This window comes from Zoogloea oryzae (genome assembly GCF_030161255.1).
Classification (GTDB): domain Bacteria; phylum Pseudomonadota; class Gammaproteobacteria; order Burkholderiales; family Rhodocyclaceae; genus Zoogloea; species Zoogloea oryzae.
Genome location: NZ_BSPX01000097.1, coordinates 1 through 12,724, shown reverse-complemented (window position 1 = coordinate 12,724; position 12,724 = coordinate 1). Strand labels below are relative to the sequence as shown.

The window sequence follows — 12,724 nt, the reverse complement described above, 5'->3', positions numbered from 1 at the left end:
GTCGCCGCGGATCTCATCGGGCCCGGCCGGCTCGCGCCGGGTGAGCACCCGCACGCGCAGGCCGTCGGCGCGCAGCGCCGCCACGAGGCGCCCGCCGATGAAGCCGTGACCGCCGGTAACAAGGATGGCCATGGCGCTCAGAACACCTCGCGCCGCCGCAGGTAGCTGGCGAACCGGGGCACGCCGTCCTGGGTCAGATCGCGATAAACGAAGGTGACGAGGCTGCCCACCGGCGGCGGATTGCGCCGCTCGGCGTCGGTGAAGCCGGTGCCCAGCTGGAAGCGCACGCCCTTGTCGGTTTCCACCAGCAGCGCGCCCGTCAGGCCGTCGAGCCGCCCGCGGCCCGGCAGGTGGGCGATCACCGTGGCTTCGGCGTCGAGGAGCGGCTTGAGCTTGAGGAGCACGTCGCTGCGGCCGGTGAGATAAGGCGCGTCGGCCAGGTGGAGCATCAGCCCCTCGCCGCCACCGGCGACGACTTCATCCAGTTTTGCCTGCAGCGCCGGCCGATCGGCGACGCGGAACTGCTCGACCACGGCCAGCCACGGCACGCCGGCCCGGGCCACGATGGCCTGCAGGCGGGCGATGCGCTCGGTGAAGGAACCCTCGCCGCCGGGTTGCTCGAAGACCATGAAGCGGACCTTGCGCCAGTCGTCGTCGCGGGGTTCGCGGCGACGGACGATGCCGGACAGATCCTCGAAACGCCCGCGACCGAGCCACAGTTCACCATCCAGCGGCTCGGGCGGCAGGCCGGCAACGAACCACGCCGGCGCATTCACCACGCGACCGCTGCGGAAGCGCAGGACGCGGCCATCCCAGACGGCGCGCACGCCATCGAGTTTTTCGCTGACCCAGTAGCGGGTGACATCCACGTCGCCTCGCAGCACCTCGGCGAGGAGCAGCGGCGGCGCCACGACACCGACCGCGGCCAGCAGCCGGGCCGGGCCGCCGAACGCGGCCGCAAGGGCAGCGCAAATCCCGCCGCGCAGCCACGCGCGACGGGTTTCAAGAGGAGTCTTCAGAACCATTTCCAGCCGTGCAATCGGAAGAACAGCGCGGCACCGTGCATGAAGAGGCGGATGTGATGCAAGCCCTTCTTTGCCGCGTGGCCGCCATGATGCACGACTTTGACCGTCGGCACATATGCGATCCGCGTTTCGCGGGCGGCGCGCAGGCTGAGGTCGTAGTCTTCGAAGTAAAGGAAGAAGCGCGAATCGAAACCGCCGAGCCGGCGCAGCACGTCGGTGCGGAAGCACATGAAGGCGCCGCTCACCAGCGGCGGATCCCACACCACGAAGTCGCCGATCACGTCCTGCATCTCGTAGCGGGCCATGCGCGCGGCAAAGCGGCGGCGCAGCCAGCCCGGCGCAAAGCCGCGCAGGAACAGGTCGAACACCGTCGGCACCCGCTTGCACAGGTATTGCACGCGGCCGTCGTCCCAGCGCACTGCCGGGGCGATCAGGCCGCACTCGGGATGTGCGCGGAAGAAGGCCCGGGCCTCGACGAGGGCGTCGGGGGCGAGTTCGAGATCGGGGTTGAGGATCAGGTGAACATCGCCGGCGCCGTCGAGGCTGAGGTTGTGCCCGCAGCCGAAGCCCACGTTGCCGTGGCCGGAGAAGACATGCACCTGCCAGTCGTCGGGCAGTTGCAGCCCGGCGAGCACGGCGTCGCTGCCGCCGTTGTCGATGAGGAAGAGATCGGGGACGACATCGGCCGCCCGGCTCGCCGTGACCAGCGAATCCAGGGTTGCCTTGAGCTGCGCGGCGTCGGGCCGGTACAGCACGAGGCTGACGGTCAGGCGCTCCATCAGCGCCCGACTTCAGGATTGGCGGGCGGCAGGACGCCGCCCAGCGCGACAGACATCAAACCTTGTAGTAGCTCCGGTACCACTCGACGAAGCGGCCGATGCCCACCGGCACCGGGGTCGCCGGCACGAAGCCCGTCCAGGCGTTGAGGGCGTCGGTGTTGGCGTAGGTGGCCGGCACGTCGCCGTCCTGCAGCGGCATGAAGTTCTTCTCGGCCTTCTTGCCCACGGCGTTCTCGATGGCTTCGATGAAGCTCATGAGCTCGACCGGGTTGTTGTTGCCGATGTTGAACACGCGGAAGGGCGCGTTGCTGGTGCTGGGGTTGGGGGCGTCGGCGTTGTAGGTGGCGTCCGGCTCGGCGGTGTGGTCGAGGGTCTTGATGACGCCCTGGACAATGTCGTCCACGTAGGTGAAGTCGCGCTTCATCTTGCCGTGGTTGAACACGTCGATGGGGCGCCCTTCGAGGATCGCCTTGGTGAACAGGAACAGCGCCATGTCCGGACGACCCCACGGGCCATACACGGTGAAGAAGCGCAGGCCGGTGGTGGGCAGGCCGAACAGGTGGCTGTAGGTGTGCGCCATCAGCTCGTTGGCCTTCTTGGTGGCCGCGTACATGCTCACCGGGTGGTCGACACTGTCGCACTCGGCGAACGGCATCTTGGTGTTGCCGCCATACACGCTGGAGCTGGAGGCATAGACAAGGTGCTGCACCTTGTTGTGGCGGCAGCCCTCGAGGATGTTCATGAAGCCCGAGATGTTGCTCTCGATGTAGGCGTGGGGATTGACCAGCGAGTAACGCACGCCGGCCTGGGCGGCCAGGTGGATGACCTTGTCGAACTTCTCTTCGGCGAAGAGCTTTTCCATGCCTTCGCGGTCGGCCACGTCGAGCTTCACGAAGCGGAAGTTTTCGTGGGGCGTGAGGCGGGCGAGGCGATCCAGCTTGAGCTGGACGTCGTAGTAATCGTTGAGGTTGTCGAGGCCGACGACGGTGTCGCCGCGAGCCAGCAGGAGCAGGCTGGTATGCGAGCCGATGAAGCCGGCAGCGCCGGTAACGAGAATTTTCATGTTCGTGAGGGACGATGCAGGTTGTAGGGCGGGCACGCGATCAAAGGCGGAACCGTCAGTCGGGCATTTTCGCACGGGGACATGACAGCGTAAATCCAGGACACAACTTGTGCCGTGGCATCTGCAACGCCCGGTATACTTTGACGTTCCCGAATCAATCGCCATCCCCTTGATCCATCGCAGCCTTTACACCGCCGTCTGGTATGTCGCCGCGCCCTTTGTCGCGCTGCGGCTGCTGTGGCGCGCCCGCAAGCAGCCGGAATACCTGCAGCACGTGGGCGAGCGCCTGGGCCGCTACACCGGCCTGCCGCCGGGCCCGGTGATCTGGCTGCACGCGGTGTCGGTGGGCGAGACGCGGGCCTGCGCGCCGCTGCTCCACGCGCTGCTCGATGCGCACCCAGATCACTCGGTGCTGCTCACCCACATGACGCCCACCGGCCGCGCCACCGCCGCCGAGCTCTTCGGCAGCCTCGCCCCGCGGGTCCAGAGCGTCTATCTGCCCTATGACTTCCCGTGGGCGGTGGCGGCCTTCCTGCGGCATTTCCATCCGCGCCTCGGCATCCTGATGGAAACCGAGCTGTGGCCCAATCTGGTGGAAGCCTGCCGCCAGACGGGCACCCCGCTGGCGATGGTCAATGCGCGGCTGTCGGCCCGCTCGGCCAAGGGCTACGCGCGGGCCGGGGCCCTGGCGCGCAAGGCTTTCGCGCACCTGTCGGCCATCGGCGCACAGACCGAAGCCGACGGCCAGCGCATGAGCAACCTGGGCGCCCGCTACGTGATGGTCACCGGCAACATCAAGTTCGACATCGCCCCGCCGGCGCCGATGCTGGCCCTGGGCGCCGTCTTCCGTAACCGCTTCGGCCCCCAGCGCCAGGTGCTGCTGGCCGCCAGTACCCGCGAGGGCGAGGAAGGCCCGCTGCTCGAAGCCTTCGCCCGGCTGTGCCCGCCCGAGGTGCTGCTGGTGCTGGTGCCGCGCCACCCGCAGCGTTTCGACGAGGTCGCCAAGCTCGTCAAGCGCGCCAGCCTGAAGATGCAGAAGCGCTCGAAGGACGTGCCGGTGATGGCCGACACCCGCGTGTGGCTGGGCGATTCGATGGGCGAGATGTACGCCTACTGCGCAGCCGCCGACGTGGCGATCATCGGCGGATCGTGGGAGAAGCTCGGCGGGCAGAACCCCATCGAGGCGAGCACCGTGGGCTGCCCGGTGATCGTCGGGCCCCACACCTTCAACTTCAAGGTGGTGTGCGAGCAGGCCATCGAGGTGGGCGCCGCGGTGCGCGCCGACGACATCGAAGACGCCGTCGAGGAAGCCATCGAGATCCTCGCCAACCCGCCCCGCCGCGCCGCCATGGGCCAGGCCGGGCGCGAGTTCGCGCAATCCCACCGAGGCGCCACCGAGCGCACCATGGACATGCTCACGCCGCTGCTGCGGGGCTCGCGCCCCCAGCGGCGCTGATCAGCCGCGCAGCAGGTAATCCGCCACCCAGCCGGCGAAGATCGCCGCGCCCACCCAGTTGTTGTGCAGGAAGGCCTTGAAGCACTTCGGCCGGTCACGGTCACGGATCAGGGTGTAGTGGTAGCCCATGATGCCGGCAGCCACCACCAGCCCGGCAAAGAAGGCCGCCCCCGCGCCGGTGACAGCCCCGACCCAGCCGAGGATCGCCAGCGTGGCCACGTAGCACAGCATCACCGCCGCCACGTCGAAGCGGCCGAAGGTGATCGCCGAGGTCTTGATGCCGATCTTCAGGTCGTCCGGGCGGTCGACCATCGCGTACTCGGTGTCGTAGGCCACCGCCCAGAACACGTTGGCCACCAGCATCGCCCACGCCACCAGCGGGATCTCGCCCTGCAGCGCCGCGAAGGCCATCGGGATGCCGAAGCCGAAGGCGATGCCCAGGTAAGCCTGGGGAATCGCCAGGAAACGCTTGGTAAAGGGATAGCTGCCCGCCAGGAACACCGCCGGCACGCTCATCAGGATGGTCAGCAGGTTGAGCGGCAGCACCAGCAGGAAGGACACCACCGCCAGCCCGGCCGCCAGCCACAGGGCCTCCTTCGGCGTCACGCGTTTGGCGGCCAGCGGGCGGTTGCGGGTGCGCTCTACATGGCCGTCGAAATCCTTGTCGGCGTAGTCGTTGATCACGCAGCCGGCCGAGCGCATCAGCACCGTGCCGATCACGAAGATCGCCACCACCAGCGGCGCCGGCCTGCCCTCGCCCGCCACCCACAAGGCCCACAGGGTGGGCCACAGCAGCAGCAGGATGCCGATGGGCTTGTCGAGGCGCATCAGCTTTTCGTATTCGGCGAGGCGCTCGCGCAGGGTGAGGGTTGGCATGGTCGGATTCATGGGGCCAGGCTCCGGATGGCGGGCAGGAAGATTTCGGTGATGAGCAGCGGCGCGCCGTTGCGCCGGAAGGCCGAGCGGCGCGCCCACAGGGCCGGCAGATCGGCGTTGCCGGTAGCCCGGGCGGCGTGGTGCCAGCGGGAATCGCGGGCATCCAGGCGGGCCGCCTCCAGCCGCGAGCGGGCCACCCGCGGGTCGTCGAACAGCACCGCCGCCAGCGGCCGCCCGCCCAGCCCGCGCAACAGGTGCCAGTCGGCGGGGATGATCGTGTCGGCCACCAGCGAGCGGGCGAACACCACCGGCTCTCCGTCGGCGATCAGCAGCACCTCGCGCTGCCACAGCCGGCCGTGGCGAAGCACGCCCAGGGCCGCCATTTCATCCGGCAGCACCACGCCCTTGCCCTGGCTCACCACACGCAGCGAGAAGCGTCCGCAGCGGCTGCGGATGCGGGCGGTGAGGGAGCTGTCGTCGGTGAGCCAACCGCGCATCCCCCGCGGCGCCTGCCAGGCGGCCATGCGGAAGGGATCGCGGCCCGGAAAGTGGGCGAGAGTCATCGGTGTGCGGAAAAACGAAAAACGCCCGCAAGCGGGCCGCGCAATTGTACGGCTTATGGCGGACCAGGGGAGCACGGTGGACTGTAGGTCGGTTTAGTCCGACACCTCCACCCGCCCAACCCGTTGCCGTCGGACTGAAGTCCGACCTACAGGTGGGGGCGCCGCCGGGCGTGGCGCTTCGCCGCCGCGGAGCGATTCCGGGCCAAGGGCGGATCGGGCTGTTCATCCCGGCCTGCCGATCACCGATCTCACTGTAGGTCGGACTTTAGCCCGACAACCCCACCCGTCCAACCCGATGTTGTCGGACTGAAGTCCGACCTGCAGGTGATGGCCCCGCCGGGCATGGCGCTTCGCCGCCGCGGGGCGATTCCAGGCCATGGGCGGATCGGGCTGTTCATCCCGGCCTGCCGATCACCGATCTCACTGTAGGTCGGACTTTAGTCCGACACCTCCACCTGCCACCCGATGTTGTCGGACTGAAGTCCGACCTGCAGGGGCCGGCTCAGGCCTTCAGCAGCGAGGCCCGGCCGCCAAACCAGCGGGCGGTGACCGCATCGGCCACCCGCGGCGCGTCGCGCAGCAGGGTTTCGGCCAGATCGCGGGCGATGTCGACGAGCACCGCATCTTCCTCGAGATCAGCGTAGCGCAGCAGCGGCACGCCGCTTTGGCGGGCGCCGATGAACTCGCCGGGGCCGCGGATGCGCAGGTCTTCGCGGGCGATGACGAAGCCGTCGGTATGCTCGAAGATCGCCTTCAGGCGCTCGCGCCCGGCCTGGGACAGCGGCTGGGCAAACAGCAGGATGCAAACCGACTCATGCACGCCGCGCCCCACCCGGCCGCGCAGCTGGTGAAGCTGGGCGAGGCCGAAGCGCTCGGCGTGCTCGATCACCATCAGGCTGGCGTTGGGCACATCCACGCCCACCTCGATCACCGTGGTGGCCACCAGCACCTGCACCTCGTTGGCGCTGAAGGCGGCCATGGTGGCGGATTTCTCGTCGTTCTTGAGCCGGCCATGGACCAGCCCCACCGTCAGATCGGGCAGCGCGGCCGAGAGCATCTCGAAGGTTTCCTGGGCGGTTTTGAGTTGCAGGGCTTCGGATTCCTCGATCAGCGGGCACACCCAGTAAGCCTGCCGGCCAGCCACGCAGGCGTCGTGCACGCGGCGGATCACCTCGTCGCGGCGCTGGTCCGACACCAGCTTGGTGACGATGGGCGTGCGCCCCGGCGGCAGCTCGTCCAGCACCGAGACATCCAGATCGGCGTAGTAGCTCATCGCCAGCGTGCGCGGGATGGGCGTGGCGGACATCATCAGCATGTGGGGCGATTCGCCGGCCTGGCCCTTCTCGCGCAGGGCCAGGCGCTGGCGCACGCCGAAGCGGTGCTGCTCATCCACCACCGCCAGGGCCAGCAGCGGCAGGGCCACCGGGTCTTCGATCAGCGCGTGGGTGCCCACCGCCAGCAAAATCTCGCCGGCGGCAAGGCGCGCCATGGTGGCCTCGCGCTCCTTCTTCTTGCGGCTACCGGAGAGCCACGCCACCTCCAGCCCGATGGGCGCCAGCCAGTCGGCCAGCTTGCGGTAGTGCTGCTCGGCGAGGATCTCGGTGGGCGCCATCAGCACCGCCTGACGGCCGTTTTCGGCGGCCAGCAGCATCGCCAGCGCGGCCACGCAGGTCTTGCCGGAGCCCACGTCGCCCTGCAGCAGGCGCTGCATGGGGTGATCCGAGGCCAGATCGGCGGCGATCTCGGCAAAGGCGCGGCCCTGGGCGCCGGTGAGGGCGAAGGGCAACTGCTCCAGCAGGCTGCGGGTGAGCGTGTCGTGGCGCGGCAGGCTGGGGGCGTTCTTGGCGCGGCGGGCAGCGTAGGCGCGGCGGAGCGAAATCTGCTGGGCCAGCAGCTCGTCCAGCTTCACGCGCTGCCACGCGGGGTGGCCGCGGTCCTCGATGTCCAGGATCGCCATCGACGGCGGCGGCGCGTGGAGCGTGCGCAGCGCGTCCGGCAGCGTGGGCAGGTTGAGGCGGCGGCGCAGCGGCTCGGGCAGGTCTTCGACCACCGGGTTGTGGCGCAGCGCGCCGCCGATGAGCTTGCGCAGCGCCGACTGCACGAGGCCGGCGGTGGTCGGGTAGATCGGGGTGAGGCTGTCGGGCAGCGGCTCGCCGGCGGCCACGGGCTTGACCCGCGGGTGGATCATCTCGGCGCCAAAGAAGCCGCCGCGCAGCTCGCCAAAGATGCGCAGCCGGCTGCCGGCCGCCAGCTGCTTCTGCTGGCTGGGGTAGAAGTGGACGAAACGCAGCGTGACCTCGCCGCTGGCGTCCGACGCCCGGGCCAGCAGCTGGCGCCGGGGCGGCGGGCTCACCTCGCAGGAGATCACCTCCACCTCGCACTGGGCCGGCACGCCGGGGCGCAGGTCGGCCAGCATGGTGAGGCGGGTCTCGTCCTCGTAGCGCAGCGGCAGGTGGAGGATCAGATCGGCCGGGGCAAAGATGTCGAGCTTGGCCAGGCGCTCGGCCAGCTGCGGCCCCACGCCCGGCCAGCCGCGCACCGCCGCCTTTTTGGGCGGCGCGGCGTTGGCCGCGGTGGCCGTGGCAGGCGCGGCGGTATCGGGCAAGATCAGCCGAGCACGAGGATGGCGTCGGCCTCGACCAGCGCGCCGCGGGGCAGCTCCTTCACGCCCACCGCCGCGCGGGCCGGGAAGGGCTCGGCAAAGTAGCGGGCCATCACTTCATTCACCTTGGCAAAGTTGGCCAGATCGGTGAGGTAGATGTTGAGCTTGACCGCATCGCCCAGCGAGCCGCCAGCCGCCTCGGCCACCGCCTTGAGGTTTTCGAACACGCGCACGGTCTGGGCCTCGAAGCCCTCGACCATCTGCATGGAAGCCGGATCCAGGCCAATCTGGCCCGACATATAAACGGTGTCACCGGCCTTCACGGCCTGGGAGTAGGTGCCGATGGCGGCAGGGGCGTTGGGCGTGGCGATGATCGTCTTGGACATGGAAGAAGGCTCCGTGGGTTGAACGGGCGGAGTTTACCGGGAATGGGGGCTTCACCAGCAAGGGGTAGGTTGGGTTACGCGGTGCTCACCTGACCTGCCCGACCCTGTGGAGATCGCTGCCCTGTAGGTCGGACTGAAGTCCGACATCGTGAGATTCGGATTGCACGAGATGTCGGACTGAAGTCCGACCTACAGGGCCGTGGGGAGCAGGGCTTCCCCGGGTAGTGATCCGCGCCAAACCGCGCTACCCTCTCGCCCAATCCCCAATCCCCAATCCCCACTTCCCGTTCCCGCCCCCGCTATGCCCTTGCCCGACGCCTTTTCCCAAGCCCTTGCCGAGCGCTTCGGCAAGCGTTTTTCCACTGCCGAGGCCGTGCGTGCCCACCACGGGCACGATGAATCGCACTTTCCGGATGCGCTGCCCGATGGGGTGGTGTGGCCGCATTCCACGGCCGAGGTGGTGGAGGTGGTCAAGCTGTGCCACGCGCACCGGGTGCCGGTGATCCCCTTTGGCGTGGGCAGCTCCCTGGAGGGGCACATCCTGGCCACCAACGGCGGGATCAGCATCGACCTGTCGGAGATGAACCAGATCGTCACGATCCACGACGAGGACATGGACGCGGTGGTGCAGCCGGGCGTGACCCGCAAGACGCTCAACGCGGCGCTGCACGGCACCGGGCTGTTCTTCCCCATCGACCCGGGCGCGGATGCTTCGCTCGGCGGCATGGCCTCGACCCGCGCCAGCGGCACCAACGCCGTGCGCTACGGCACCATGCGCGAGAACGTGCTGGGGCTGGAGGTGGTGCTGGCCGATGGCCGGGTGATCCGCACCGGCGGGCGGGCCCGCAAGTCGTCGGCGGGGTATGACCTGACCCGGCTGTTCGTGGGTTCGGAGGGCACCCTGGGCATCATCACCGAGCTCACCGTGCGCCTGCATCCGCTGCCGGAGGCGATCTCCAGCGCCACGTGCTCCTTCCCGGATGTGGCGAGCGCGGTGCAGACGGTGATCCAGACCATCCAGCTGGGCGTGCCGGTGGCGCGCATCGAACTCCTCGACACCCTCACGGTGCAGGCGGTCAATCGCTACAGCAAGACCACCCTGCGCGAATCGCCGATGCTGTTCTTCGAGTTCCACGGCTCGCCCACCGGCGTGGAGGAGCAGGCGCAAACAGTGCAGGAGCTCGCCCGCGACAACGGCGGCCAGGATTTTGAATGGGCCACCCGCCCCGAAGACCGCTCCCGCCTGTGGCAGGCCCGCCACGACGTGCTGTTCGCCTGCCTCAACCTGCAGCCGGGCAGCCGCGGCATCTCGACCGACGTATGCGTGCCCATCTCGCGCCTCGCCGAGGCCATCGCCGGCACCCAGGAGGAGATCGCCGCCACCGGGCTGATCGCCCCCATCGTCGGCCACGTGGGCGACGGCAATTTCCATGTGGTGATCCTCACCGAGCCGGACAACCCGGATCAGGTGCACGCCGCCGAGGCCCTCGGCCGGCGCATCGTGGAGCGGGCCTTGCTGCTGGACGGCACCTGCACCGGCGAGCACGGGATCGGGATCGGCAAGAAGGATTTCCTGCTCGCCGAGCACGGCGAAGGCGTGGCGGTGATGGCCAGCCTCAAGGCGGCGCTCGATCCGCTGGGCCTGATGAATCCGGGCAAGGTGATCGGCTGATCCATCTCCGGATGGCGGGCGGCTGCAGATTTATCCGGAATTAACAATCGGGTGATCAAGTCGGCCCGGGCAGGGTCGATACCCGAAGGATCGTCAAACGCACCCTCGCGATCCGCATGTCCACACCGTCTTCCATCCGCGCCGATGACATCGCCACCCTCTCCGGCATCGTGCTGGCCCTGGCCGGCATTGCCGCCAATTACGCCGATGGCCCGGCCTGGGTGCATTACGCCTTGGGCGGCGGGGTGATCGCGGCCCTCATCGCCGCCACTGTAATCAGCCACCGGGCCCGCGCCCGGGCCCGCGAGAACGCCCGCCAGCAGCGGGAGCGCATCGACTCCGGGGTGCAGGAATACGACACCCTGTGCGACCGGATCGCCGCCGAGAGCGAAACCCATTACGCCCGGCTGGGGGAATCCCTCACCCAGATGAACGAGGTGGTCGCCAGCGCAGCCCAGGCCATGGGCGGCAACGACCACCGGGAGCAGCTGCGCCAGCAGGTGGACGAGCTGGTGGCCCTCGCCGCCAACGAAGACCAGGCCCGGCAGCACAGCGGGCTGCAGCGCTTTGCCGAGGAAACCCGCGAGGCGCTGCGGGCGTTCGTGGTGACGGTGGGCGCGCTCCAGGCCAGCGGCGCCGACATCTCGGCCCGCTTCATGGCGATGCGCGAGAAGGTGAATGGGGTCACCCGCCTGATGACCGAGGTGAACCAGATCAACAGCCAGACCGAGCTGCTGGCCCTCAACGCGGCCATCGAGGCCGCCCGCGCCGGCGAGGCGGGCCGCGGCTTTGCGGTGGTGGCCGACGAGGTGCGCAAGCTCGCCCAGCGCACCGAGCTGTTCAGCGACCAGATCGAAGCCCTGCTGCGCGAGATCCACGTGGCCATCGACGACGTGGGCGTGGCGGTGGATGTGTCCGCCTCCACCGACCTCAGCAAGGCCCGCTCGTCGGAAGACAACGTGAACGCCATGTGGGCCGAGATGAGCGAGCTCAACGCCCGCACCACCGTCCAGGCGCAGCGCATCAACGAGGTGTCCGAATCGATCCACCGGCTGGTGATGCAGGGCATCCTGTCGATGCAGTTCGAGGACATCGTGAGCCAGGTGCTCGGCAAGCTGCAGCAGCACACCGCCTTCATGAGCCGCTACACCCAGGGCTTCTTCGACGCCCACCGGGACATGGACGAGAAGGACGGCCTCGCGCGCATCCAGCGCCGGGTGAGCACCCTCCACCAGCTCCTCGCCGAATCCTGCCGCTCGTCGGCCGAGATCCGCTTCGAGGCGGTCAGCCAGACCGCGGTGAGCGCCGGCGAGATCGACCTGTTCTGACCCCGCCCCTCAGGCCCGCAGCGAAAGCGGCAAGCGCGCCGATGTGCGCAAATACAACAGTTGCAGCGAGCGACAACCGCACCGGCCGGAATGCATTACCATTCCTCCGGCATCATCTCGCAGCACGAACAAACTTCCAACAACGCACCAAGAGGGAAACGACTATGAAGAAACTGCTGATTTCGCTGGCTGTGCTCCTCCCCGCCTCCGCCTTTGCCGCCGCCAACAACGTCGGCTCCTGCGGTCTGGGCTCCAAAGTGTTCGAAGGTCAGAAGGGCATCGCCCCGCAAGTGCTTGCCGTCACCACCAACGGCACCTTCGGCAACCAGACTTTCGGCATCACCTCCGGCACTCTGGGCTGCTCCCAGGATGGCGTCGTGACCTCCGCCTGGAAGACCGCCATGTTCATCGACGGCAACAAGGCCCAGCTGGCCCGCGACGCCGCCTCCGGCCAGGGCGAAACCCTGGACGCGCTGGCCGCGCTGCTGAAGATCGACGCCCAGGACAAGGCCGCCTTCGTCAGCCTCACCAAGGCCCGCCACGCCGACATCTTCGCCTCGGTCGACTCCGCCGACAGCATCGCCACCCAGCTCAAGGCCGCGCTGCAGTCCGACGCCCGCCTGGCCAAATACGCCGACGCGGTGTAACCCCTCTCCGGCGGGCTGGCGATGCCCACCCGCCGCGCTTCAAGCCCTGTGCCCGCACAGGGCTTTTTCATGTCTGCCCGCCCCCGATGAAGACCCTGCCCGCCCTCGGCGCCGCCCTCGCCCTTGCCGCGCTGCCCGCCTGGGCCGCGCCCATCGACGACCTGCTGGCCGCCGCCCGCGCAGCCCGCCTCGCCGACGACCCCGCCTGGGCCGACCTGCTGCAGTACGAGCCCGCCCCGGTCACCGGCCGCCTGCGCAGCCTGGCTGACGACGCCAGCTTCTTCAACGCCCCCGACGGCGCCTTCATCCACAACCTGTCGTCCCCCA

At 68.9% G+C, this 12,724-nt stretch carries 12 protein-coding genes and 1 pseudogene; 5 read left to right on the top strand and 8 right to left on the bottom strand.

The annotated features are described in order from the left end of the window. From QQK25_RS23675 to QQK25_RS20645, 4 genes are all read right to left on the bottom strand, one after another. Positions 1–132 (bottom strand): NAD-dependent epimerase/dehydratase family protein (locus tag QQK25_RS23675; protein ID WP_368736563.1); only part of this gene is annotated, 132 nt, incomplete at its 3' end. A gap of 5 nt (positions 133–137) precedes the next feature. Continuing rightward, positions 138–1,025 (bottom strand): DNA ligase, encoded by an 888-nt coding sequence (locus QQK25_RS20655; RefSeq protein ID WP_284189658.1) that lies wholly within the window; start codon positions 1,023–1,025, stop codon positions 138–140. Beyond that, complete coding sequence (locus tag QQK25_RS20650) at positions 1,016–1,804, bottom strand: glycosyltransferase (RefSeq protein WP_284189657.1); 789 nt, start codon at positions 1,802–1,804, stop codon at positions 1,016–1,018. Before QQK25_RS20650 ends, QQK25_RS20655 begins: the two co-directional genes overlap by 10 nt. A 55-nt stretch (positions 1,805–1,859) precedes the next feature. Continuing rightward, entirely contained in the window at positions 1,860–2,867 is a 1,008-nt protein-coding gene (locus QQK25_RS20645; protein WP_284189656.1) for an NAD-dependent epimerase, read from the bottom strand. A gap of 169 nt (positions 2,868–3,036) precedes the next feature. On the opposite strand from QQK25_RS20645, the gene waaA reads away from it, so the two are divergent. Continuing rightward, entirely contained in the window at positions 3,037–4,323 is a 1,287-nt protein-coding gene (waaA, locus tag QQK25_RS20640; RefSeq protein WP_284189655.1) for a lipid IV(A) 3-deoxy-D-manno-octulosonic acid transferase, read from the top strand. On the opposite strand, the gene ubiA is transcribed toward waaA, so the two are convergent. The 4 genes from ubiA to QQK25_RS20620 all read right to left on the bottom strand — a co-directional run bounded on the left by ubiA (position 4,324) and on the right by QQK25_RS20620 (position 8,750). Continuing rightward, the gene (ubiA, locus tag QQK25_RS20635) at positions 4,324–5,211 is read right to left on the bottom strand and encodes a 4-hydroxybenzoate octaprenyltransferase (protein ID WP_284189654.1); all 888 of its coding nucleotides are present in this window, start codon (positions 5,209–5,211) and stop codon (positions 4,324–4,326) included. Further along, positions 5,208–5,762 (bottom strand): chorismate--pyruvate lyase family protein, encoded by a 555-nt coding sequence (locus QQK25_RS20630; protein ID WP_284189653.1) that lies wholly within the window; start codon positions 5,760–5,762, stop codon positions 5,208–5,210. Before QQK25_RS20630 ends, ubiA begins: the two co-directional genes overlap by 4 nt. Before the next feature lie 502 nt (positions 5,763–6,264). Continuing rightward, entirely contained in the window at positions 6,265–8,283 is a 2,019-nt protein-coding gene (gene recG / locus QQK25_RS20625; protein ID WP_438696561.1) for an ATP-dependent DNA helicase RecG, read from the bottom strand. A gap of 86 nt (positions 8,284–8,369) precedes the next feature. After that, positions 8,370–8,750: a RidA family protein gene (locus tag QQK25_RS20620; RefSeq protein WP_284189651.1), complete on the bottom strand. Its 381-nt coding sequence runs from the start codon at positions 8,748–8,750 to the stop codon at positions 8,370–8,372. Between the two features lie 301 nt (positions 8,751–9,051). On the opposite strand from QQK25_RS20620, the gene QQK25_RS20615 reads away from it, so the two are divergent. The 4 genes and pseudogenes from QQK25_RS20615 to QQK25_RS20600 form a co-directional block, all read left to right on the top strand. Then, on the top strand, positions 9,052–10,422 hold the full coding sequence (locus QQK25_RS20615) for an FAD-binding oxidoreductase (RefSeq protein ID WP_284189650.1): 1,371 nt from the start codon (positions 9,052–9,054) through the stop codon (positions 10,420–10,422). Positions 10,423–11,123: 701 nt separating this feature from the next. Further along, positions 11,124–11,750, top strand: a pseudogene (locus QQK25_RS24365) (methyl-accepting chemotaxis protein); the annotation flags it as partial. Between the two features lie 164 nt (positions 11,751–11,914). Next, the gene (locus tag QQK25_RS20605) at positions 11,915–12,397 is read left to right on the top strand and encodes a DUF3015 family protein (protein WP_284189648.1); all 483 of its coding nucleotides are present in this window, start codon (positions 11,915–11,917) and stop codon (positions 12,395–12,397) included. 86 nt (positions 12,398–12,483) lie between these two features. Continuing rightward, positions 12,484–12,724, top strand: a 241-nt coding sequence (locus QQK25_RS20600) for a hypothetical protein (RefSeq protein ID WP_284189647.1), incomplete at its 3' end; no start/stop codon positions are given.